Raw genomic sequence first — 25,292 nt, 5'->3', positions numbered from 1 at the left:
GCTACCAATAATAGTATTAAACCTAATACATATATCTGTCAAAAATCACTAATGGAATCAGAACTAAATATGACAATTATCATGTTTTAATAACTTCTATATTTTAAGCATGTCGATCAATTTCATATTCTGGTTGTTTTTCTGTCAAAACTTCAATTCTTTTATTAACCAAATTAGGTTTCGCATGTTGCGTATGATAATGTCTTAATTGATGTTCACTCTGTCGATCAGAACTAAAATTAGATACTCGTTTTAAATATCCTATTACCCGGGTGGCATGATCTACATTGTGAGAACCACAGTCATTGCATACAAACAAAGTGCGCTTATCTATATGTGAGCATTCATTACATATTGTAATTCTTATATTAAAACAGAAATAGTTACATCCTGCAGCAGCTGTTGCATGAATTAGTTTTATAAATCCGTCTTTGTTGGGAGTCTCTTCAAGGTTAAGATGAAGTGCAGAGCCGCCATCCAGATATTGTATAATTTCTTTACCATGTAACATTATTTTATCCAGAGAATTTACTTTATTATCTTCGACTGCATAGAAATATGAGTTATAGCAATCTCTGGGGACAAATAATCCATCCTCTTTATCCCATTTTGCATTTTTTATCCCCAGATTTTCAGCAGGAACAAATTCTGTGTTAAACATATATCCATATTTTTCTTTTGCTGCTCTATTTTCTTGATAAATTGCTTTTAGATAGGTATTCACAAAATTCTTATATGTAGTGTTATTGCTTGCTTCGATTCCCTGGCTCTCGGCGGCTTCTACCATACCATTAATCCCTACTGTTAAAAATTGTTTGTCTAATGCTATAAAGCCTGCTTGATAAACAGGCAATAATCCCGCTTCATTATATTCGTCTATAAGTTTTCTGTAAGCAACCTGGTATTTATGAATCTTTTGTACTTCTTCAACAATATCAGTCTTTTTTTGAATCAGCCGATTCATGTTAAGAGTGATTACATTTATAGATCCTGTTGCTACCCCTCCTGCACCTAAAGAATAACTAAAGGTATTATCACTAATTTCATTTCGTAAACGACAACAAGATGCTAAGCTATCTGCATTTTCGGATTGGTAAATAAAGAAAGAATTTCCTTCACTTAATTCTTGTGCGCACATTTCGGTAAATTCTCTATCGACAGGAGCGTTATTTTTTACAAGCATTGCGGCAGTAACTACAGGAAAAGTAAGTACGGCTCTTTTTCGCTCCTTATTAAACCATTTCATGAAGAATTTTTGTAATTTTTTTACGCTTTCCCATTTTGGTTTGGTCATATCGGGAAATACAAAATCACTAAACATGCTATTAAAATAGGCTTCATCATATAGAGAAATATTCCAGAATACGGATTGATAACCTCTTGCAGCAGCGGGTTGATTAACCGCATAAACTACATGTTGTAAATGATTCGCAATACGTTTTTCGTGGGTCTGTAAATAATCTTCTCCAAGATCTTTAACAGCAAAATGATCAAAATACATCAAAAACTCTACGGTAGCTAATGCCCCGGCGAACTGAGAACTTACTGCGAAGACAAGGTTAACAAACTCACCACAATAACTCTCGAGGTGTTTTGGAGCTTTGCTTTCGCCTCCTAATTTTGTGAGTCCGTCTAATAAGAATGGATACATACTTATAGAAACACAATATGGTTTTAATGAAGTCTCATCGTGCACATAAATTTCATGAGATTCTATCTGTCTGGAATATTCTTCGGCCAGATCATCGCTAAACAGAGTAGCTATTTTTTGTTTTACCAGGGCTCTATTTACTTGTATATTAATATCTTTATTTAACTCTGCTTCCATTGTCGCAATGTTTTTTGAAGTCACATTGGCATTAGCATCTACTTTGGATCCATCTGCTGCATTTGTAGAATCCAAATAATGGGTTATAAAATCAATTTTATTTGCTATTTGATCATCTGAAAGTCGTATCATGAGTTTTTAATTTTTAATAAATAAGTAATTAAGTCGTTTATTGGTTTTTACTTCTATAAATTCTTGATTGGTGGTTTCGCTATCTAATCCTCCCAGAGATTGGTTCCACCTTCCGGTTTTAATCCAGGTTAATTGAACTAAAATCTTATCATCTACTTCTTCTAATCCTGTATAAAGACAGGTTTCATATCCTTTGGCTTTAGCACATTTCAGATAATTTATCAATTCCTTTTTGTGCCATTCTCCTCCCATAAAAACAACACAGGTGGCAAATCCAGAATACCTATCGAGTATATCTTCATATTTTTTTTTAGTTAATTTTTCTCCACTCCCCTTTTTCCATAAAAAAGGCGAATGACATCCTTTACACCTTAAAGGGCATCCAGAAATACTAAAACATATACTTATTTCCCCTGGTACTTCCTGAAGCACTATATGAAAATCATAAAAATTCATTATTACACTATTAAAAGACCTTTTTATCTTTTATAAAGATAAGAGTAGAAACTTCTCCTTTTAAATTAATAAAAATGAGTTATTAAAAATGTTATTAACAGGAAGAAAATTATGTTTCTAATGTAGATAAATAATCAGAAATCGAAGGCTTATATGACCTTGAAGAGATGAGTTCTTCATTGTTTTTTAGCTTTAACAGATACTCATTATTATTGGCATACTTACAAGATTTTATATATATTTTATTGACAATTAGAGAACGATGAATCCTTAAAAACTGAAATGTATCTAAGCTATCAAATAAAGCATTCATTGTTATTCTGTGCAGATACCTTTTGTCTTGCGTAATAATTTGCACATAATTACCATCACTTTTGAAATAGATGATATCATCTATCCTAATGACGACATCTCTGCCTTTTTCATGGATTATAATCTCATTTAAGAAATCAGAAGATTTAGACTCATAATTACTGATCAGTTTTTTAATCTTATCTTCTAAGTTTGATGCTTTTTTTCTTTTTTTAAGCTCAAAAACTCGGTCTAAAGTAATATGTAGTCGTTCTTCATCAAACGGTTTTAAAAGGTAATCAACAGCATTTATCTCGAAGGCCTTTAATGCATAAGTATCATATGCTGTAGTAAATATCACATAAGGCTTATGTTGCAATCTAGAAATAACATTAAACCCATTCATATCTGGCATTTGTATATCTAAAAAGATTAAATCGGGTTCTTTTAATGTAATTTTTTCTATTGCCTCATTTCCATTTCTACACTCTCCAACCAATGTAATATCTTCAAAATTTTCTAACAACTTAATTAAACGCTGTCTGGCTAAATATTCATCATCTATAATCATGTATCGTAATCTCATAACTATGTAATAATTGGTATTGTGATTCTTGCGACATATAATTCTTTAGTTTGAAAATATGATGTAAACACAAAACGATTTTGATAAAATTGCTGCAATCTTTTTCTAATATTCACTAATCCAACTCCTGTACCTATTGGTTTCTCTATAGTACTTTTAGAATTATACGTATTTGTAATTTGCAAAACCAAAGCATTTTCTTGTAACGTTTTACAATGTTCTTGCTTAATTGTAATGACTATTTTACCATCATCGATCGTTGGCATTATCCCGTATTTTACAGCATTTTCTACTAAAGGCTGAAAAATCATATTCGGAATTTTTATATCCAAAACATCATCAGAAATATCATAATCTATGGTTACTCTGTCTTGATAACGAACTTGTTCTAAATCTAAATAATTTTTAATAAAGTTTAATTCATCGACAACCGTTACCATTTGTTCTGCATCATATTCTAATACATTACGCAATAAACCACCTAGTTTACTTAACATTTTTTGTGCATTTTTAGTATCAATATCTATCATCGCAGCTATAGAGTGTAAAGTATTAAACAAAAAATGTGGTTGCAATTGCATTCGTAATGCATTTAACTGTGCCGCAATTAATTCTTTTTGATTTCGTATATATTTTTTTTGATAATCCAAAGCTAAAAAAGAAGCAATAATCACAAGCAATTCTATAAAACTTGAGAAACTTCCTACAACAAGTACTGTTATACTATTACGGCCAAAAAAAGATTTCATATAACCATTATTAAGGTAATTTATAAAATCATCTATTCGTGAACTCAAAATTTGATGAAAAACAGCTAATACAATACAACCTGTTGTAAACATTAAAATCTTATATAGAACAGTTGTACTATTATCTTGTAGCATTTTTACCAGAGAATATACAAGCGGTGTCAAACCTACCCAAAGTAAATATGCGATACCTATTTTTAAAGAAATTAATATCCAGCTAAACGGATAATTGAATTGATTAATCAAATGATTCGTATACGCTTTTAAAATAAAAAACAGGCTTACGGCCAATGCGGCTAAAACTATCTTTTTTATAGATATAGGAAGGTTTTTATGATTTAAAAAACGAAACGCCAAAATTAAAAATTATACATTTGTTATTAGAAATTCCTTTTAAAAGTAGTTATATATTATTATAAAAATTTGTTTAATAGAAATTACCGCTTTATGAAATTAAAAGTTTTCTTTTTTTTATCTTCTTTCTTAATACTATTTCATAGCTGCAAGAATGAAAAAAATGCTTCGGAAAATTCTAACTCAAAAGATATTAGTGAATTAACCTATATTGACATTTACCATTTACTATACGATAACAATAATGGTGGTTTTGATGCACATGGTGATTTGTATGGTCAAGAGGCAATTTCCTTTTTAAAAATTGAAAAGGAAGCAAATAAATGCGGTGATGCTATGTATTTATTAAATACTACCGATAAAACTATTGATTTGGCTGTAAAAGCTTCATTTAATTTCCCTGGTAATCCCACAAATGAAATGGTAAGAGCTTATACTATAAAGCCAGCAGATAAGATCTCGATTGGATATTCTAAATTATGCTATGCCAATAAAGAATATGATATCAAAAAAGATATTATTTCTGCCGGCTACTCTAGATAACACTGTCATCAACGAATTTCTAGCAAATTGGATTCTCTAGAATTCAATTATTTTCCTTGTAATTCTTTAATAAATTGATCATTACTATCCTTTACAAATTTTGGAGGATTTAACGTATTCGACTTTTTAAACATTTTAAGGGCTTCTTTGTTTTGGCCTTTAGCTTTATATGCTTCACCCAAACTATTATACACATTTGCATCTTTAGGGTTTCGTTTTACATTTAACTCAAAATAAGATATCGCCTTATCCAACTGCTTATTAGTCATAAGTACATATCCTAATCCATTTAATTGATTATTATTTGCCATGTCTGCAGCTTCATCCAAAAGAGGCATAGCTTCTTTTATTTTCCCTTGTTGAAACAGAATATTAGCTTTTAAACTTAAATTTTGAAACATTTTCTGCACTCCAATAGATTCATTTATCCACTGTAATGCCAATTCTGGTTCATGGTTTACTCTTGTAAGATATTGAGCGGCCTGGAATTTACCTTTCCACCCAAAACCAAATTGTCCTCTCAACTCATCTTTTAGATTATCGGTTACCAATACTGGCGTATCTGCACTAACATTAAAGGGGATTTGTTTGTTTTCCCAACTTAGAGAAAATTCGGCTTGTTTGGTATCTAATTTGGTTGCACTATAATTCAACACATCATGAAATGCATTGTCTCTCATTTCTACATCCACCCGCAAAACATCTTCATTCGGAGTATACCAAAAACTCCCCCATGAACTCGTGTTTTTAGAAAATATCACTGTAACATTTTTCTCGTCTTTAATGATCATATGCAAACCATACGTTCCGGTTTTTAAATCTTTACCTTCTACTTTAACATCTGTACTAAAGGTAATAATCGTGTTCTCATCAGCTCCTGCTCTCCATGGGATTTCTCCTTTACCAGCAAAATTTATTTTTTGCAATCCAAAAGGTACTAATTGACCCCAAACTTTACCCGTTCTGTCTCCTCTTGCTACTTTTACTTTTGGCGCTCCATACTCAATAGTAACTTTCGTTATACCAAAAGTTTGGCTAAACTCGGCTCTAGGACTTCGCTTAGGAGTGGTTACCACAGCCTGCGCATAACTATAAGTTGTCAATAGTAAAACAGTGACAAACCATAGATTAATTTTTAATGTTTTCATGTTGATAGATTTACCGTTTAACATTTTAAATATGATTTTATAATTTATTTACGGATGTAAAATTATCACAGGAATATGCCCTTCGAAAGAAGATTGTGACAGACCGTTAACTTTGTGATAATTTGCTTTATACGGTATAAAAAAATGATCCAAATTAACCAACCATCACATCATCAACTGTTCATCACAAATCGGTTTTTTTAGAAGTGCATCTTCTATAATTTTGTTGTGAAACAAGGTTCTCACATTCTTAAAAACTTAAAATGAAAGCATTTTTAATATTCATAGTAGCACTTTTTGTAAATACAAATTTTTTATCTGCACAGACCTATGGATTTAAAAGATATAAAGCATTTAATGGTATTACATTTGAATATACGGTACTACTTCCCGAAGGTTATGATAACAACAAAGCATATAATACAGCAGTAGCATTCGCATCTGTTGATGCTAAAAACGATCAAGCGATTTGGTCGATAAATAACCTGTGGATGAATCACAAAAATTATGATTTTATAATTATTGTCCCAAAAGTTCCTATTAACGAACCAGATTGGCTAAGTCATCCAATTCATCATGGTTTTAACGACTTTTTAAAATTCGTAAAGAAAAACTATAAAGTAAAACATCAAAAAATTCATTTTATAGGATATAAAGATGGTTGTATTCCTGCTCAAACATATATCACTGCCTTAGAATCTCCCCCAGCCTCTCTTACACTATTCTCTAGTAATTATTGGGAGCATTATAACAATAAAGAATATACTCTATTGACACAACTAAAAATCCCGATACGATTGTTTTACACTAAAAAAGATAAAAATGCATCACAAGTAAAACAAAACATAGTTAAAAAATTAAAGAGTTTGAATATAGATGTACAATATAAAATAATTGACACCTATACTGAAGAGTTAGATAACTTGCTACTTAAAAAATAGAGAATTAAAATCAATGAATTTACTTAAAACAACCTTTCTTTTCTGTTTAATAACTATTGTAGGATATTCTCAATCCAAAATTCTTTTTGCCAGAAAACAAGGCAATGATAGAGGGTGGTCTATATTAAGTATCGATCCAAACGATTCTAGCGAAAAAACAGTTATTCCTTATTCATCTGGGATGGGAGAATATAACCCCGATATTTCACCAGATGGGAAAACAATTCTTTTTAACACCTATCGTTATGGTGGTTGGAAACTGGCTATCCATGATCTTACCACTACCTCTACAAAAAAATTCAGTCATTCGTCAAGCTACTACACTAATGGTGTTTTTTCTCCAAAAGGAGATATGATCGTTTATGAAAAAAATGTTGGAAGAAACACTCATATTTTTATAGCCGATAAAAATGGAAAAAACGAAGTAATACTTACCAAAAATATGAGTGAAGAAAACAGAATTCCTGTATGGTCGGCAGATGGTCGTTATATAATTTTCTATAGTAATAAAAACGGTGTAAACGATATCTACAGTATCGCTTTAAAAAGTAAAAAAGTTACAAATTTAACTAACAATATATCTGGAAATGATTTTGCACCATCAGTATCTCCTGATGGAAAATATATTGCTTTTTTTTCGGATAGAAATGGGTATTTAGATCTGTACAGAATGGATATTACCGGTACAAATCAAATTAATCTAACCAATACACTACAAAGTACATACAATAGGTACAATTATTATAAAGATCGTAATATGTATTGGAGATTTAAATCATCCTGGTCTCCCGACGGTTCGGCTATCGTCTTTACTAATATAGCAACTAATAATTTTGATTTATTTATTACCAAAATAGATGGAAATGATATACAACAAATTACAAATTCTTCAAGTTCAGAATATACTCCAGTTTGGGCTATATTACATTCAGGAATTCGGGAATAAAAAAACCTGGAAAAATTCCAGGTTTTTTTTATTGTTGATCACCTACATTTGCTACTTCTGCAAATTGAGAAACCATTTTATGCTATTTGAATATTTTTCCACTTATTTAAATTTATAACCAGAAAGATACTCGCAACTGCCATTAAGAGTAATATGAAAATCTCAGAATAGTTAGCTGCTTCATGCATAATAGCTTCAATAACATGATATACATTAAATAAGGCTACAATAATTCCCCAAATAAATGAAATCCATCTAAACCATTTTTTAGATACTTGCACAGTCATTACTGCAAATAAGAAGGCCAATCCTTCCATTAAAATACGCCACTGATGTGCCCAAAAAGGTGTTTCTCCGGTTGAACCTTCGATAAGCACCGATTCTTTAAAAAACACATTAGCTAATCCATATATGTGATGAAATATAAATCCAAGGATAATAAATATCCACAATATGATAATTTTTGTTCTCATGGTTATCGAATTATGATTTTCGTCTTTTATATCTAATTTAGTAGCTTCTATATCATTGCTACTATTTTGTTTTGCTTTAGCTTTTTTAATTTCTTCAGCTTTTAAAGCTGAAATATTTTTATAATCTATCTGATTTTTATCAAAGGAACTTTGTGCTTTTACTTCTGGTTGTATCTTAAGGTAAAAAACAAGTGAAATTGAAGCAATTATGCCCCACAGAACATCAACCAATACAATTTCAAATTGATGTTGATTAAACGTATTCCATATCCAATTTCCTGATATAACTCCGTTACTAATCGGGATCAGAAATCCAAAAATGGCTCCAAGTAACAAACTATATTTATTGGTAGCATAATTATCTCTCTTAAATCGAAAAAAGAAAATAGCGATCAACCATATAATAAAATAGAAGTAATAGATCGCAGTTTGCTTATCTTCAAAATAGCCATTCGAAAATTTGACAAATAAAAATGCTAGTGCAGTTACAGGAAGCATTGACAAACAAATAGCTAAATAAATGTGACCCACTCTAGCAGTATATAATCTTTGGCTAATTGTCATGCTCTTTTTATTACGAGCCTCAATCCAAATTAAAACTCCGGTAATAATAACAAAACACGTTATCATTGCTAAAATGAAATAGATAATTTTCATTGGGATCCCACCATAATCTCCAAAATGTAAGCGACTTATAGTACGTTGAAAATCTTCAGAGTAAACTGTTTTATCTGGGCTTTTCTGTTCTTCTATTTTTCCCGAGAAGACGTCAAGAACAGTGCGACTCGTACCAATAAAACGTTTATTATCTTCATATTCACCAATTAAAACATATTTCATATTGGTGCCACCATAGTTTTTTATAATACCTCTTGTTAGGTGAAGATCGGTCTGATCATTTGTTGTTTTTTTCGAAAAGGCATTAAAACTAGGGATTTCTTTTTCTGCTCTAGCAATCCACTCGTACGTTTTTCGTTCGGGACGTAAATCCTCCATCAGTTTGGTCTGATTATTATTATATAAGGTATTAGCAGGCAGCAATACTAAAATACTTAAACAAAAATAGGCACCGGTAACTGCAAAAATGAATTGAAAAGGTAACCCTATTACTCCAAGAGCAGTGTGAGCGTCTACCCAAACACGTTTTAAAACTGCTTTTGGATTAAATGTATAAAAATTAGGAATGATTTTTTTCCAATGAACAATAACTCCGGTAACGATAGCAAATAAGAAAAATAATGCTACAAAACCAGCTAGATATATCCCAATTGAAGGTAGTTGTGCAAAAAAATGTAATCGATATAAAAACTCTCCCAAACTATATTGCTCTGGATACGTTTTGGTATCGATAGAATTAATATCAACATAGAAATAATTAGACTGTTTTCCTTTTTCTGATGCCAACGAGTCTTTACTCGCTCCCATAAAAACATAAATATGGTCACGATCTTCTCCAAAGTTAAGCTGTAAATCTCTACCAGTTAATTGATATTGCTCATCAAGTGTTTTTAATATTCTATCATAATCAATATCACTTCTTTCAACATGACCTATGGATTTTCCTTCTTCCCATATTGCAATTTCTTCTTTAAATAAAGCAAATGCACCCGCAAAAAATATAATGTATAAAGCGACACTAATCACAATACCGCTCACAGTATGTGTATTAAAGAATATATTATGATTTCTCTTACTCATTATAAAAAAGGGTTATTTTGATTTCCTAAATAATATATCCCAAACAATACTATGGCTATTACTATATATAGCAACCAAGCTTTCCATCCATTTTTAAATAAAAAAGGAACAATTAGAAGTGCACACCAAACGATGAACAACGTAAATATCGAGGTAATTAAAATCTCATGTGGATTAGGCAACCAAAGTGGTAAACACATATGTAATAATGCAGAAATGATATAGCCTCCTATAATTCCTGCCGAAATTTTAGCAAATTGTTGCCAGGGAGATTTATCTAAATATTTTGGATTTGCTGGCATAATTTATAATATTAATTCAAGTATTAATAGCCCTAAAAATAAAACTGAAATCTGTTTGTATGTTACTTTTTTGAATGGAGCCATAATGATGATTAATCCTAAAATCATCATCATCAAAAAAAGCCAAAACAGTATCCCCGATGTTCTTCCAAAAGAGACAACGATAATAATCAATGAAGTCAATAAAAATACAACCGCTATCACCTTTGAAATGACTCTGTTTAATTGGATCCATTTTTCAGCAGGTAAATCATAGCTTATTAGTCCCTTTTCTGAGGTATGGTATAATAAAAAACTACCAAAAAAAATTAATAATATACTAACTGTTATCATTCTATTTTTATAAACCAAACCACTCTAAATAAAATATTTAGAGTGGTTTTCTATTAGATTATTTTAAAACTTATATATTAAATTTGCATATATAGCTCTCGGAGATTGGGGTGTTATAGTTGACCAACCTTTGTAATATTCTTTATTAAATGCATTATTCAATTTTAGGCTAATTCTATATTTTTTAGCCTGATAAAAAATAGAAGCATTAGTAACAGTATAACTCGGAAGAATAAACTCTCCGGTAGATGCATAGTTGATTGCAAAGCGCTCACTCGCACCGTTGAAGCCTAAGCCCAGTCCAAAACCATCTAGTTTACCATTTTGAAATTCATAACTCGTCCAAAAGTTATAAAGCGTCTCAGGGCCAGCTTCTAATGGTCTACGATTTAATATTTCTGCATTATCAGATTTTGTGGTTTCACTATCATTATTACTAAAGCCTGCTCTAATATTAAGGCCGTCAATAGGGCTAGCGTTTACTTCAATTTCAAAACCACTACTTTCTACTTCTCCTCCTTGTATTTTATTGAAAGGTGAAGCTGGATCTGTAATAACACGATCTTTTACTTTAATATCATAATAACTCACCGAAGCATTTAATCGATTATTAAACAAATTAGTCTTAACACCAAATTCTAATTGATTAGCCTGCTCTGGATCAAAAGTTCGTAACGTCTGTGGCCCAGCATCCGGATCTCCTACTAAAGCAGGTGCTACATTAGTGAATCCGTTTTGATAATTAGCAAATACAGATAATTTATCCATTATAGGTTGATATAAAATCCCAAATTTTGGAGAGAAAGCCGTTTGATCATAATCATCTTCAAAGTTTGCAAGATCTCCTTCATTATCGAATACGTCTAATCGTAAACCTACCATAGCCGATAAAGATGGAAGAATATTAACAACATCAGAAATATAAGCACTATATACATGTGATTTAGATTTTATATTAGCGATTCCCTGAGATGCGAGTGCGGCATCTACACTAGCCGATGATAATGTATATATATCAGTCTCTACATTTGGTGTAAAAGGATTATCCCCACTAGAACCTCCCTCAGGAGTTATATTTCCATAAAAAGCAAAGCCGCTACTATTATTGGTTTGTGTCGAGTTAAAATAATCGATACCCAAAACAACTCTATTTCTAATTGATCCCAATTTAAAATCTCCTATAAAGTTTTGCTGAATATCTGTTGTTTGAGTATTGGAATTTTGTTTACTAATAAAACGAGAAAAAGTATCATTGCCCAAAACTCCAAAATCAAACAAATAAGAATAATATCCTTTTGTAGATGTTGAACTTTTTGACAATACGGTTTGTGATTGCCAAGTATCAGAAAGCTTATAATCCATTTCTACCCTATAATTCTGCGTAGGGTTTTCTAAGGTTAATTCATTACTAGTAAATGATAATTTATAATTGTATCCTAATTCATCTAAGTTATTCGCTTGAGTCGGTGCACTTCTATTCAAAAACAAAAACATAGGATTGGTTTGTTCTGCCTGTGAAATTTCTCCATAAAACGAAAAGGATAATTTATTATTAACACGATAAGATAGTGACGGGGCTACAAAAAAAGATTTTCTAAAACCAGCATCTTGAAAACTCTGTTCTGTGGCATAAGATGTATTCAATCTAAAATAAATGTTATTATTCTTATCTAATGGTGTATTAATATCTCCACTTACTTGATTAAAACCATAGGTTCCAGATGTAAAAGAAAGTTCGCCTCCAAAACCTATATATGGTTTTTTGGTAACAACATTTATAAGTCCTCCGTATGAAGTTACGGCACTACCAAATAGTGTCGCAGAAGGGCCTTTTACCACTTCAATTCTTTCAATGTTCGCTGCATTAATAGTTCCGTTTGTAAGACCTGGTATTCCATTAACCAATTGAGGTTGTACCGAAAACCCTCGTAAAGAATAATATCCGGCTCCATCTCCGCCTCGTCCTGTAGAAGACCATAATTTTTCAACACCAACTGCATTTTTTAATGCATCTTCAAAGTTTGTTACCACCTGTGATTTTAACAAATCTGTAGTAACTGTGCTATAAACCTGAGTATTCTCTAAGTCTTTTAAAGGTAGTTTAGCTACATAGGCTGTTTTTTTTCTTGAAAATTTATTTCTTCGCTCTCCTTCTATTATAATTTCGGCTAAAATTTCATTTCCTTCGTATAGGATAATGGCATCAAATTGTTTGGTTTCATTATTAGATATAGTAAAAGGAATTTCTTTTGTCTTAAATCCTAAATAGGATACAACAAGAATATGATCCCCGTCTGCAACGTTTGTGATTTCAAAAGCTCCGTTTTCATCAGATTGTACTCCTTGAGTTGAGTTTTTAATGATAATATTAACTCCTGATACCACAGCTTGAGTGTTATCTACAGTTGTACCTTTTATACTTCCATTTTGTGAAAAAGAAAAAGAGGTTGATAATAGCAATGCTAAAATGATAAGTAATTGATTTTTCATTTATTATAATTGATAGATTTAGAAAATTATATTTATTTATTCTAAATAAATATAATGTACGTGCCGCAAATCTATTAAGAATGATTATAAATAAAAATATTCTATCCTGTTTTTTAAAAAAAATTTACTGGTATCAAGTAAAAAATATACTGTCAAATTAGAAGAACTAGTAGAGCAGAATCTACATCTGGCATGTTACTATTCTAAAAATCAAAGATCTATACTGAATTTATATAAAAAGCTGGTACTATAAACTCTAACAAAGAAAACCTCTATACATATTGTATGTATAGAGGTTTATAGACAAAATAGTATTAAAGTCGTGACTAGTATCGAGCTTTTTATCCGAAGATTATACCTTACTTCAACATTCTATCGTATTATTAAATGTTAATTTTCTATGCTTTTTCGCGTAAAGTTTAAGCTTAAATCAAATTCAAAATGTGGAATATATATTACAAAACTCCTATGTATATCTTTTTTACTTTCTTACATTTTCTTTATTCGTGCATTTCTACACATGCTCTTTTGTCAAATCCGTTTACTATTAATCACCGATGAAATCAATTATAAATCTTTTAATCAATATGTATCAAACGTCATTTCACTGTAAACAGGGGGAAGAAGTATTTTGAAAAAGAAATAAGTTTACAACTTAAATCAAATCATATACTACATATATCACGAGATTTTTAGTAAAAACTCTTAGCATTATTACTTCTATCATCTTGTGATTCTGATAATGTCATCTAATTATTAATCAGTTACCTATTAAGGTATAAGAAACAAAACTTAAGTGTTTCTTCATTATCAGAAGATAGAATATGAAAATTAAATATAAAATTGAAATCATGGAAAACTTATTAAACGAAATCGCCGAAATTATTGCACCTATTGCCGAATGTGACGTAGCAGACGTTACTCCAGATGTTAACTTACCAAATACATTAGGGGTTGATTCATTAAGAGGATTAGAAATCATGGTAATGATCGAGAGAAAGTTCAAGGTAAAATTATCTGAAGAGAGGTTACAAGAGATGACTACTCCAAAAAGGATTGCTAATATGATTACAGAACAATTATAGTCTGTAAACTAAGACCAATAAATTAGAAATTAAAATGATCAGTAAAGAATTAGTCGTAAAAACAAAAGAAGTCAACGAACTTATTATTGGTGCTGGTTTAACTGGGTTGATATATGGCATTACCTTATTAGAAAAAAAGAAAAATGTCGCTATTGTAGAAGGGCATATTTATCCCGGAGGATATGCTACCAGTTTTGTGCGTAACAAGCGAAAATATAGATTCGATTGTAGCCAACACAAAATAACAGGTCTTGGTAAAAATGCTAATCTAAGAGATGTATTTGAAAGAATAGATCTTTGGGATAAATTAGATTTCAAGTATTTTGATGAGCTGTTTTCTATTCATGTAAAAGGGCAATATTACCATATTCCTGGAAACATCAAAGGCATTAAGATATATCTCAATGAACAATTTCCTGAAGAAAAAGAGAGTCTTGATCATTTTTTTCATGACATCAATACTATTGGTTATCAAAACTATATGTTTGTAAGAATGCTTCTAGGTGAATATCAATTAAACAGGAATTTACTTCCAGAAACCAGACAGCTTCAAAATCTTACAGTTAAACAATATTTCCAATCATACTTTCAGAATGAACATTTAATAGAAGTTTTAAGTGCTATATCAATGTATTTAGGGACACATGCTAATGAAGCCAACGCTGTTTACTTTTTACACTATTTATATGCTGCTTTTTGTACAAAACCTGGATATGTATTAGGTACAGCACAATCACTTTCAAACGTTCTATTAAAAGAGTTTAAAGAAAGAGGTGGATATGTATCTCTTAAAGATACCGTACATCAAATTGAACTTAATGAAGAAGGTGAAATAACTCGGGTAAATAGCAGAAAACATCATTTTGTTACCAAAACCGTTACGGCAACATGTTCTCCACATAACGTAATGAAAATGTTACCTGAATTTTCTGAAAAAGAAGCTTTCGAAAGTAAGCTTCAGAATCTAAAATTTGGATGGGGGCATTTTTGTGTTTACATCATTACAGATCTAGACCCCGAAGAATTAGGTTTTACCAAAGAAGAGTACATTCTTGTAAGTGATAAAGGCGACATATTAACTCCAGAAGAAAAAGAATCAGACGAACGTTACGATAAATTAAGTTTAAGTGTTACCAATTACCATAAGATGGATCCTGAGTGTGGAAGAACCATCCAACTCATTGTCCTAGATTATAAGAGTGACTGGTTCGAACTAGAAGAACAAGCATATTTGTCAAAAAAAGAGCGTATTCAGGAGCGTATTATTCGACGTGCTTACCAATACTTCCCAAAATTAGAAGGACATATTCTTTATAAGGAAAGTTCTACGCCAAAAACGAACAAAAAATATACAAATTCTCCAGAAGGTTCGGCTTTCGGGTATAAAATTTCGCCAAACGACAACATGCGGTTCTTATCCAAATCCCCAGTAAGAGGATTAAAGTTCGTTGGAACATGGGCTTCAGGAGCTGGATATGAATCTGCAATGTGTCAAGGTTTTATGCATGCCAAGTTAAGTTAAAAGAACTTGTATAATTAGAAAGCGCAGATAAATTTATAAAGAAATGACCTAGGATCAACCTATTTGTTTGACCAATTAACCAAACATTATTAAAACTCAAATTAAAGCATGAAAAACGACTTAACAGACAAATTATTTCTAATAACAGGTGGTAGTAAAGGAATTGGTAAAGCAATAGTTGAAAAGTTCTACAAATCGGGCGCAAAAGTGGCCTTTACTTATAATAATAATCAAACTTCTGCAGAGAAAATAGTAAACACTTTAGGAAACAATGATTCAAGAATTAAATGCTATAAACTAGATGTTAGGAATTATGATGACATAGAACAATTAATTCCTGAGATTGAAGAAGATATGGGAGAGATTTATGGGTTAGTAAATAATGCGGGGATTACAAAAGATAGAGCATTTTTAAGAATGCAACCACAAGATTGGAATGATGTTATCAATACTAACTTAAATGGCGTTTTTAATATGACTAAAGCTTTTGGAAATAAAGCAATTCGAAGAGGGAGAGGAAAAATCATCAATATTTCATCGGTTTCTGGGCTAAAAGGAAGTCAGGGGCAAGCTAATTATGCTAGTTCTAAGGCTGCAATTATCTCATTAACAAAAACATTAGCCAGAGAGTTTGCTTCTTTTGGCGTACAAATAAATGCTGTAGCACCTGGATTTATTGCAACAGAAATGGTTAATGCCATGCCAGAATTAGCTAAAAAGAAAATAAATACCATAGTTCCTATGAAACGTATGGGAGAATCAAAAGAAGTTGCTGATGCTGTTAAATTTTTAGCATCTCCTTCTAGCGATTACATTACAGGCCATACTCTTGTTATAGACGGAGGATTGACCGCATAACAACTTAATAAAAACATTACAATTTCAAACAAAGCATTATGAAAAGAGTAGTAATTACCGGTTTAGGTGTTGTGAGCCCAATCGGATCTAACATTCAGGAATTCTGGAAAAACGTAAAAGAGAAGAATACAGGCATACGTCATTTAACCAAATTGGATAGTACAAGATTTAAAGGTAATTCATTATCTGCAGAGGTTATTGGTGAGGATGTATTAACATGTAAAGAAGATATATCTTCATATAGTACATCTGTAGAGTATGCATATAAAGCTTCTAAAATGGCATTAATAGATGCTGGTCTTTCAGAAAAAATAGATTATCCAAACAGGTATGGAATAATCTTAGGAACTACTAACGGAACAGAAGACATTGTAGAGCGTACTATAGATACTTTTGGTATTCAAAATGAAAAAGAAGAATTATCGACAGATGCAAAGAAAATGTTATCGTATTTCAGGCCAATAGAAATGAGTTCTATGGTCGCTAAACTTTGTAATCTTGGAGGAACAAATATGGTAATCCCAACAGCATGTACAGCAGGAAATTATGCTTTTGGAACAGCTTTCTCAATGATTAAAGAAGGACGTTCTAAAGTTATGCTGGCCGGAGGTTCGGATCCGTTTACAAGATCCTGCTACACAATATTTTACAGATTAGGAGCAATGACCAAAGAAAACATCAAACCTTTTGCAGAAGACAGATCAGGAATGGTAGTTGGAGAAGGAGCTGGAATCATGGTTTTAGAAGAATTAGAACATGCATTAGAAAGAGGAGCAAAAATATATGGAGAGATCTCTGGATACGGATTAAGTTGTGATGCTTATCACCCAACCGCTCCAGACCCTGATGGAAATGGAGCAGCCTTAGCCATGAAGAAAGCTCTTGAATATAGTGGATTAACTATAGACGATATTAGCTATATCAGTGCTCACGGAACAGGAACAAAAGCCAACGATTCTCATGAGGTTAATGCTATGTATAAAGTCTTCGGAGAAAAATTGACAGATATACCTATTCATTGTTTAAAATCGGTAATTGGCCACTGTATGGGAGCTGCAAGCGCTTTTGAAGGAATATCGGCAGTATTGTCATTACAAGAACAGATCATTCCAAGTACAAAGAATACAGAAAAAACAGATGAGTCTTTCCCTATTTCAATAGACTTAAATAATAAAGATATAAAGCAAACAAAAATTACCAATATCATGAGTAACTCATTTGCTTTTGGAGGAAACATCTGTAGCTTAATCTTTAGTCAATACAATTAAACAAACTAGAATAAATAATGAGTAATAAAGATATTGCAATAGTAGGGCTAGGATATGTTTCTTCTTTAGGAAGTGGGATAGAAACATTCTACAATAAAATTGATCAAAATTTGCCGACAACCAAAATGGATACCTATGATCCAGATGGGTTCTTAGGGAAAAGAGGGTTTCGTTATTTTAGTAAAGCAACTAAAATGTATTGTAACTTGGCATTTCAATGTATCTATCAGAATAAAGTAAATGATGTCGTTGAATTGAATAAAGATCGAGTAGGCTTATATGATGGATCCGAATTATCCAACATTGAAGATGGGTTTGTTTTTGATCTAGTCGCTAAGCATGATGGACCAGAATTAGTAAGTCCGATGAGCACACCAAATACAATTGCTAATGCCGCAGCTTCGCAAATGGCAATTCAAACTAAAATTACCGGACCAAATTTTTCTATCAACGGAGGTACATGTAGTGCAATTCAAGCTATTGATATTGCTTCTATGCATTTAAAAGAAGGTATCGTTGATTGCGCCATAGTGGGTTCGACAGAAACAATATCTAAATATCATAAGGCAATTAGAGAAGGGGAAAACAGAGAAACCAAATTGCCTATCGCTAACGAATATGGGGTTTCTATAGCTTTAGAAAGAGTAGAGACTGCTTTAGAGAATGAACAATCAATCTTTGGGATTATAGTCGGAGTTATTTCAGGACAAAGTTACAAAGAACAATCACACGAAAACTTATTAGCTTTCTTAATTCAAGAATTAATCACCAATAACGGACTTACTATTTCGGATATAGACATGATCATGGTGGGCTCTGGAGCTCACAATATAGATGGAGTTACATTGTCTTCAGAAATTAGTAAAACATTAGGAGAGATACCTAAATTATTTTTCCCAGAAATGGTATATGGAAACGGTGATAATGCTGGTGGGTTAACGAGTATTTTATACGCTATAGGATTGTTCAATAAGCAACTAAAAGAAGCAAAAGGATACTTCATAAAAAGAACCATTCAAACAGAAGGTATTGAAATAACTCCTATAAATGCAATTGTTGCGACTATAGATAAAACAGGGTACACAGTAGTAACACTTATTAAAAAATACAACTAATGAAAAAGGCAGTATTACAGAATTATCAAATACAAAAATTATTACCACATAGATACCCTTTTCAGTTAGTCGATCAGGTAATAGAGTATGAAAAAGGGAAATCTATTATCGCCATAAAAGCTGTGGGTATTGGAGAGCCCGCTTTTCAAGGGCATTTTCCAGAGTTACCAATTTTTCCAGGTGTATTATTAACCGAAGCTATGGGGCAAACCTGTGGTTTATTGGTGCAATTAAGTAATCAGGATTGGGAACAACAACAACCTATTAACTATAAGATAAACTCTGCTAAAATAGGCGTTTTTGGAGAATATAAGGTTAAATTCTTTACCCCTGTTGTCCCTGGGACATTAGTATATTTACATGGAGAATTAGACTGGACTATGGGATCCGCTTCTTGTTTAAAAATAAAGGCATATAATGGTGATACACTTTTTGCAAAAGGAACGGTTACAGTAGCCATGATAGATAAAAAAAAGCTAATTCCACAAACAGAGACTCTTACCACTTAGTACATACCGTATAGAAAACAATACCTTAAATTTCTAAGAAAACTTTCGGATTGGTAGTACGAAGGAAATAGAATTCTTTTTACACAAAGCTAAAACTCTAATTCAAAAAGATATACTTGCGATATATTATAAAATTATTATACGTCTTTTGTGCTTTCTAATATTTTCTTTACTAGTGCGTTTCTGCACATGCTCTTTTATCAAACCCATTTACTATTAGCCATATCCCTAGAATCAATTCTAATATTGCAGTCGGAACATTTAAAATTAAGTATTCGGCTGTGATAATTTCAATAACCTGAAATAAAATCAAAATACTTGCTATTGCAGACAACAATGTACCTAATACCCCCCAAACCGAAAGCCAACGAGGCACTAGTCGCGATTTCACTAATAAAACATATAACATAAAATTTCCTATACATAAAACCAGAACCATAAATACATGATTTATATAATCTCGCATAATTTTGAATACATTTCCTAATGCTTTTAAATCTGGAGAGCTTTGAGGTGAATTATATACAAACTCCTGACTTAATGCTAATATGGACAATAATAATATGGTTCCAAAAATTACGAGTGTTGCCGAAATTATCCTAAAACTAAAAAAGCCGATTGCTAAACTACCATCAAACCTTCTGATTACAGGGTATAATAAAATTGCAATTCCTAAATATGCAAGCGACATCATAAATTGAAAGAAAGCATCTATGATTACATTATTAGAATTTGCTGCAGCTTCTGTTAAATATTTTGTAGAATCAATGGATGGTGCTACACTAAAAACCCCTGCAACCATACCTGCTATAAATAACAAACCTGCCAATCTTACTTTACTTTTTATCAAATACATGAGCTATTTTTTTTCCTATAAAACTTTTTTTAATAAGTATAAATATTCAATAAGTAATAAAAAACACGACTAACTGGTCTTTCTAATTTTGCACAAAAATACAAAGCGAAAACAAAAAACATATAGATATATCTAAAAGCTTTTGAAAGCCTTTAGTTAAAAATATCAATTCCGGTTTCTGATCAAAAGTATTCAATTATTAATCTTGATCAACTAACAGGATTCACTGCTCCTTCAGCTTATTTACAAATAACGCTGCAAGTTCGCCAAGATTATTGGCTTTGTAAAATTCTCTTGCCGAAGCTGTCAATGATAGTTCTTCGAGCATCCTTGCAATTAGTTCTGCTCTACCAATGGAATCCATTCCAAGAGGAGATAACATTGAAGAACGTATAATAGGGCCATCAGCTATGTCCAATGAGATATCAGCCACGTGAGTAGCTATCAAATCAAAAATGTCGTTTTCGTTCTTATCCATAATCTATAATTTAATTTGAATTAGTTTTTAATTAATTTGTTAGCCAAGCTAACTTGTAAGTGTGATTCTTCTGCCAGTGACACATTGCAGAGGCGATCGCTACCATTGTTTTCTTGTATATAATTACCTTATTTATCTCTTAAAAAAACAAAAGGCTATCGCGAGATTAAAATATGATCAAAAGATTGAAATTGTAAATGTTATAAATCAAGCTAAACCATATGAGAGGTATAAAAATTGATAGCCTGCAGATTAAATGTTGATGATTGATTAGTAGCTAATGCTACACTATACCCTTTAGTAAATGCAAAATCGTTAACAAACCATAATTTATCCTCAAAATAAACAGTGTTATTCTTTACTTCAAGTTCATTAAGAGGGATATAAAACCCTCGACCATCTGCCTTAATCACACTTTCTTTAATGGTCCAATATTTATAAAACTCGTTTAACGGGCAACTTGCATTGTTAATCTCACCCCATTGATCTGCAGTCATTAAATTCCTGAAATCTTTTAGGTTTCTCCTTCGGTGTTCTTCAATATCAATACCAAGCCTGATATTTTTTCCTATTGCACAAATCACATAATCTCCAGAATGGGATATATTAAAATCATATCCATTCAAGGTTAAATATGGTCGTTTGTGTGCACTATAAGCAATAAGGTCCCAAATGTTGTTTTCTATATCACAACTCTTTAATGCCTCAATCAACAGCAATCGACCAAACAAATGTGCGTGTCTATCTTGCCAACGAAGGTATTGTGAGTTTTTTTTCCTTAAATCTGGTGGTAGCAAGGATAGATAATCCGAAAAAAGACTGTGCTCTAGTGGTTCTTTAAAAGATGTAAAAAAAATATCTATAGAATGCATTCTCAAATCTTTTCAAACTTAGTAATAGAAGCCGTATCAAATAATTTTGAAAATATGGTCTCGAATAGTTCATCAATAGCTTTCACTTTTAAAAAATGATGTGTTTCTTTTCCCATAAAAATAAAAGGAACCTCATTTTTACTATGCCCGCCGAAGGAAAGATCTTCAATATTCCCATGATCACTGGTAATTAAAACATGAATATTTTCTGGTTTATCATGAATTACTCCACGAAGAAATTCATCAAACATCTCCAAAAACATGATGGATTTATTCATATCCTTTCTATGCCCTATTAAATCCGGTAAAAAACATTCATATAAAATCAAATCATAGTCATTTGTTAAGTTCTTTAAATTTTCTCCGGCTATAAATGGAGTTATCAAAGGTATCTTATTGTTGGGCGTATCTTGTAAAGTAAGGTTGGTAATATCCCAATGTACAGCTCTGCCTTCAACAAGGTCATTCATCGTATTAAAATTATTTTTGGCAGCTAATACGCAGCGTGTAGTTACGCTATAATTCGAAGAATCCTCATCAAAAGATTTGAAAAATCCATCGGTATAGGAATTAGCAAAAATGCTTTTGATATAATTCTCTTTGGCGTATTTAAAAATTGATCTTTTATTGATCATTGCAATCAATTGATCATTTGGATATGCCATCAAGTGATGTCCTAAAAATGCCTGAGCGTTATACCCGGTAAATAAAGATGTTTGTCCCGTCGCACTTTGAGGTATTCCTTCAATTCCCAGGCAAGCATCAATTCCTCTCACCAGGAAATTTTGTTTAACAACATTTGTGGTATTGGTTAATTTCTCTCCAACCAGGTTAAACAGTGTAGGCATAAAAGCTTTGGTAAATGGATTGGATTTCACATTTTCTCCTAAGCCAACTCCATCTAAAAAAATAAATATTAATTTATTTTTCATTTAACTGCTTTGAACAGGTTTTACCTCTCTTAGATCAAAATATCCATTATATCCTTTGATGTATACCGCCGCTCGATGGCCAAACAATATTACTGCCTCTGACCTGGTTTCCAGTTCATTTTCATAAAAGTCTGAGAATACTGGTGTTCCTACCGGGTAAACTTCGTTCCATTGCTCTACAAGCTTAGTAGGATCTGATATTTTCTTTTGTTTTGCTACTTTTGTTACCGATTTGTTTTTTTTAATCGGTTTGGTCGTTTTCTTTGAACCGCTGGATATTGTTTTAGAGCGCTTTTTTTGATCAACTTCTGCCTTTTTACTGGTCTTTTCCTTAACAGTTTTTGCAAAATCTCTTTTGATATACCCAATCAATTTGGTCAGTACATCGCCTACTCCCAGTTCTTCAAACTCCATCTCTCCCTGATGCAACAAATATGTCATGCTTTCGGACCACCTTACACTGTTGGATAACTGATCTATTAGGTGTTTACCTACATTACCATGTGCATAAGGTTTCCCAGTAACATTAGCAATTACTTCAATTTTTGGCTTATAGAATCTTGTTTTCTTTATAAATTCTTCGAATTCGGCAGCTGCTTCTTTCATATAGCGGGAGTGAAATGCTCCGCTGGTATTTAAAGGTATAAACATGATATCTGCTTTTTCAAAAAATGGATGCGCCTTTTCAATATCTTCTTTTAGACCAGAAATGACAATCTGAGAAGAAGCATTTAAGTTCGCAATATCAATAGTGGTTAGATTTGCATCCTTTAGTATTTCCTGAATTTTTTCTTCTGAAGAATTTAAAATAGCAGCCATCCCTCCATTTTTGGCCTGGCTCATAAGTTCTCCCCTCTTTTTAACCAGTTTAAGGCCGCTTTCAAAACTAAACACACCCGCTGCTTGCAATGCATTATACTCACCAAGACTATGGCCTGCTAAAAAATCTGGTTGTTTTTCTCCATCCTTAATTTTCTTCTGATAAGACAAAGCGTTTACAACATATAATGCCGGCTGAGTATATTGTGTTTGATTTAACTGATCATTTGCATCTTCTAAACAAAGTTCTTTAATAGAATATCCCAATATTTTATCTGCTTTCTTTATCAACGCAGGAAACTCATCAAAAAGTTGCTCTCCCATTCCTTTTCTCTGCGAACCTTGACCGGGAAATACATATGTTTTCTTCATTTTTATCTTGTTTTTTTATATTAGGTTTATAAATCTTAATTTTTTCCTCTTTTTAATACGATCGAAGTATTTATTCCGCCAAAGCCAAAAGAATTACTCATTGTCACATTGGTCTGATAATCCATAGCCTCTGCACCACAAAACTGTAAATTGTTACAAACTGGGATTTCCAGATTTTTATTCGGATGTAAAAACCCTTGTCGCATTTGTTCTACTGTTGCAATGGTCTCTACCATACCTGCCGAATACAAACAGTGCCCTGTTAACCCTTTAGTAGAATTTAACCACAAACCAGAAGTATGATCTTTAAAAACTTTGCTAATAGCTTCTGCTTCGGTTTTATCTCCCAAGGGAGAAGAGCTTCCATGAGTATTTATATAATCAACATCTGAAACGGATAACCCGGCTTGATTTAATGCCGAAAGCATCGCCTTTGCTTCACCATCTACACTTGGATTGGCAGCACTATTGCTATCAAGGTTTAATCCATAACCTTTGATTTCGGCCAGAAATGGAACATCTCTTTTTTTAGCACTTATTTCAGATTCTAGAATTACACAGGCACTGGCTTGTCCGTAAATAAAACCTTCATGTTGCGAATCAAAAGGACGGCAAGCTTTTTCTGGTTGGTCTAAATATTTCTTACCTCCCATAGCTCCAATGTTAATAAAACCTTGAATATCCATAGGCGAAAGGTCAGCAACAACACCGGTCACTAAACACGCATCAACCAAACCTGCACGAACAAGTTGATATCCTTTTATAATACCTACATTTCCGGTAGCAGATGCTCCTCCCACACTAAATCCTTCTCCTTTAATATCAAATAACTCACTCAAGACTCCAACTTGATTGGTCTCCAAAAATTCTAGAGCATATCGAGGAGAAAGATATTCTGGATTTTTCCTAAATTTTGAAATTAGGTCATATTGATAATTCTGAGTACTGTTTTGTCCTGCAACAATCAGCCCTACTCGTTCTGGTAAAGGCTTATTATCATGTAGTCTGGCACTAAACCACGCTTCTAAGGCAGAAACAATAGACGTTTGGATACCAAAAGGGGCTCTTCTACCTAACCGCTTGGCATGTTGGCATTTCTCTTCTGATACATTTTGAAAACGATCTACAAAGTCAGAGAAGGAAAACCCTTCTATCTTAGCAGCAATATCAACAGATACTTTTGGTTCTTCTATAGTAGGTGTTTTTTTAACACCTGATTTTCCACTCCTTAAGGAGTTACAAAATGTAGAAACATCATTACCTATCGAAGAAACTGTTCCCATACCAGTAATTCCAACTTTATTTGTTGTCAACATTGTCTATTTTTTTAGTCACA

23 protein-coding genes are annotated in these 25,292 nt (G+C 32.2%); 9 read left to right on the top strand and 14 right to left on the bottom strand.

The genetic code is table 11. From position 1 onward, the window contains the following. Positions 1-103 precede the first annotated feature (103 nt). From nrdD to DK441_RS14225, 4 genes are all read right to left on the bottom strand, one after another. The gene (nrdD, locus tag DK441_RS14240; RefSeq protein ID WP_109851322.1) at positions 104-1,960 is read right to left on the bottom strand and encodes an anaerobic ribonucleoside-triphosphate reductase; all 1,857 of its coding nucleotides are present in this window, start codon (positions 1,958-1,960) and stop codon (positions 104-106) included. Positions 1,961-1,966: 6 nt separating this feature from the next. Beyond that, a complete protein-coding gene (nrdG, locus tag DK441_RS14235) occupies positions 1,967-2,416 on the bottom strand; it encodes an anaerobic ribonucleoside-triphosphate reductase activating protein (protein WP_109851321.1) in 450 nt (149 codons plus the stop codon). A gap of 109 nt (positions 2,417-2,525) precedes the next feature. Continuing rightward, positions 2,526-3,293 carry a LytTR family DNA-binding domain-containing protein gene (locus DK441_RS14230; RefSeq protein ID WP_109851320.1) on the bottom strand — a complete coding sequence of 256 codons (768 nt, stop codon included), beginning with the start codon at positions 3,291-3,293 and terminating at the stop codon, positions 2,526-2,528. A 2-nt stretch (positions 3,294-3,295) separates the two neighbouring features. After that, a complete protein-coding gene (locus DK441_RS14225) occupies positions 3,296-4,399 on the bottom strand; it encodes a sensor histidine kinase (RefSeq protein ID WP_109851319.1) in 1,104 nt (367 codons plus the stop codon). A gap of 90 nt (positions 4,400-4,489) precedes the next feature. Here DK441_RS14225 and DK441_RS14220 point away from each other — a divergent pair, with 90 nt between their 5' ends. Then, positions 4,490-4,939 carry a hypothetical protein gene (locus tag DK441_RS14220; RefSeq protein WP_109851318.1) on the top strand — a complete coding sequence of 150 codons (450 nt, stop codon included), beginning with the start codon at positions 4,490-4,492 and terminating at the stop codon, positions 4,937-4,939. A gap of 47 nt (positions 4,940-4,986) precedes the next feature. Here the strand turns inward: DK441_RS14220 and DK441_RS14215 are convergent, their stop codons facing one another. Continuing rightward, a complete protein-coding gene (locus DK441_RS14215) occupies positions 4,987-6,087 on the bottom strand; it encodes a DUF2911 domain-containing protein (RefSeq protein WP_160112098.1) in 1,101 nt (366 codons plus the stop codon). 263 nt (positions 6,088-6,350) lie between these two features. On the opposite strand from DK441_RS14215, the gene DK441_RS14210 reads away from it, so the two are divergent. Together DK441_RS14210 and DK441_RS14205 are read left to right on the top strand one after the other, a co-directional pair. After that, entirely contained in the window at positions 6,351-7,028 is a 678-nt protein-coding gene (locus DK441_RS14210; RefSeq protein WP_109851316.1) for a hypothetical protein, read from the top strand. 13 nt (positions 7,029-7,041) lie between these two features. Beyond that, entirely contained in the window at positions 7,042-7,974 is a 933-nt protein-coding gene (locus DK441_RS14205) for a DPP IV N-terminal domain-containing protein (protein ID WP_109851315.1), read from the top strand. A 77-nt stretch (positions 7,975-8,051) separates the two neighbouring features. Here the strand turns inward: DK441_RS14205 and DK441_RS14200 are convergent, their stop codons facing one another. From DK441_RS14200 to DK441_RS14185, 3 genes are all read right to left on the bottom strand, one after another. Next, positions 8,052-10,145 (bottom strand): PepSY domain-containing protein, encoded by a 2,094-nt coding sequence (locus tag DK441_RS14200; protein ID WP_109851314.1) that lies wholly within the window; start codon positions 10,143-10,145, stop codon positions 8,052-8,054. Further along, entirely contained in the window at positions 10,145-10,447 is a 303-nt protein-coding gene (locus DK441_RS14195; protein ID WP_109851313.1) for a hypothetical protein, read from the bottom strand. The genes DK441_RS14200 and DK441_RS14195 overlap by 1 nt, the downstream gene beginning before the upstream one ends. Before the next feature lie 396 nt (positions 10,448-10,843). Continuing rightward, a complete protein-coding gene (locus DK441_RS14185; protein ID WP_109851311.1) occupies positions 10,844-13,270 on the bottom strand; it encodes a TonB-dependent receptor in 2,427 nt (808 codons plus the stop codon). Positions 13,271-14,121: 851 nt separating this feature from the next. On the opposite strand from DK441_RS14185, the gene DK441_RS14180 reads away from it, so the two are divergent. The 6 genes from DK441_RS14180 (at position 14,122) to fabZ (ending at position 19,627) form a co-directional block, all read left to right on the top strand. Further along, positions 14,122-14,355 (top strand): acyl carrier protein, encoded by a 234-nt coding sequence (locus DK441_RS14180; protein ID WP_160112097.1) that lies wholly within the window; start codon positions 14,122-14,124, stop codon positions 14,353-14,355. Between the two features lie 34 nt (positions 14,356-14,389). Next, a complete protein-coding gene (locus DK441_RS14175; protein ID WP_109851309.1) occupies positions 14,390-15,877 on the top strand; it encodes an NAD(P)/FAD-dependent oxidoreductase in 1,488 nt (495 codons plus the stop codon). Positions 15,878-15,985: 108 nt separating this feature from the next. Beyond that, a complete protein-coding gene (gene fabG, locus DK441_RS14170; protein ID WP_109851308.1) occupies positions 15,986-16,735 on the top strand; it encodes a 3-oxoacyl-ACP reductase FabG in 750 nt (249 codons plus the stop codon). Positions 16,736-16,773: 38 nt separating this feature from the next. Beyond that, on the top strand, positions 16,774-18,003 hold the full coding sequence (locus tag DK441_RS14165; protein ID WP_109851307.1) for a beta-ketoacyl synthase: 1,230 nt from the start codon (positions 16,774-16,776) through the stop codon (positions 18,001-18,003). 17 nt (positions 18,004-18,020) lie between these two features. Then, positions 18,021-19,118: a beta-ketoacyl synthase N-terminal-like domain-containing protein gene (locus tag DK441_RS14160; RefSeq protein WP_109851306.1), complete on the top strand. Its 1,098-nt coding sequence runs from the start codon at positions 18,021-18,023 to the stop codon at positions 19,116-19,118. Next, positions 19,118-19,627 carry a 3-hydroxyacyl-ACP dehydratase FabZ gene (gene fabZ, locus DK441_RS14155; protein ID WP_109851305.1) on the top strand — a complete coding sequence of 170 codons (510 nt, stop codon included), beginning with the start codon at positions 19,118-19,120 and terminating at the stop codon, positions 19,625-19,627. Before DK441_RS14160 ends, fabZ begins: the two co-directional genes overlap by 1 nt. A gap of 172 nt (positions 19,628-19,799) precedes the next feature. On the opposite strand, the gene DK441_RS14150 is transcribed toward fabZ, so the two are convergent. From DK441_RS14150 to DK441_RS14125, 6 genes are all read right to left on the bottom strand, one after another. After that, complete coding sequence (locus DK441_RS14150; RefSeq protein ID WP_074409452.1) at positions 19,800-20,483, bottom strand: DUF4386 domain-containing protein; 684 nt, start codon at positions 20,481-20,483, stop codon at positions 19,800-19,802. 223 nt (positions 20,484-20,706) lie between these two features. Further along, a complete protein-coding gene (locus DK441_RS14145; RefSeq protein WP_109851304.1) occupies positions 20,707-20,961 on the bottom strand; it encodes a phosphopantetheine-binding protein in 255 nt (84 codons plus the stop codon). 212 nt (positions 20,962-21,173) lie between these two features. Then, positions 21,174-21,833, bottom strand: coding sequence for a 4'-phosphopantetheinyl transferase superfamily protein (locus DK441_RS14140; protein ID WP_109851303.1), 660 nt, complete (start codon positions 21,831-21,833; stop codon positions 21,174-21,176). A 2-nt stretch (positions 21,834-21,835) separates the two neighbouring features. Next, positions 21,836-22,765 (bottom strand): phosphoglyceromutase, encoded by a 930-nt coding sequence (locus DK441_RS14135; RefSeq protein WP_109851302.1) that lies wholly within the window; start codon positions 22,763-22,765, stop codon positions 21,836-21,838. Then, entirely contained in the window at positions 22,766-23,956 is a 1,191-nt protein-coding gene (fabD, locus tag DK441_RS14130; protein ID WP_109851301.1) for an ACP S-malonyltransferase, read from the bottom strand. Positions 23,957-23,991: 35 nt separating this feature from the next. Next, on the bottom strand, positions 23,992-25,272 hold the full coding sequence (locus DK441_RS14125) for a beta-ketoacyl synthase N-terminal-like domain-containing protein (RefSeq protein WP_200822855.1): 1,281 nt from the start codon (positions 25,270-25,272) through the stop codon (positions 23,992-23,994). Positions 25,273-25,292: the final 20 nt, after the last annotated feature.

The organism is Aquimarina sp. AU58, from assembly GCF_900312745.1.
Classification (GTDB): Bacteria; Bacteroidota; Bacteroidia; order Flavobacteriales; family Flavobacteriaceae; genus Aquimarina; species Aquimarina spinulae.
Note: the sequence above shows the minus strand (reverse complement) of the source record. Positions and strands in the feature narration are given on the sequence as shown.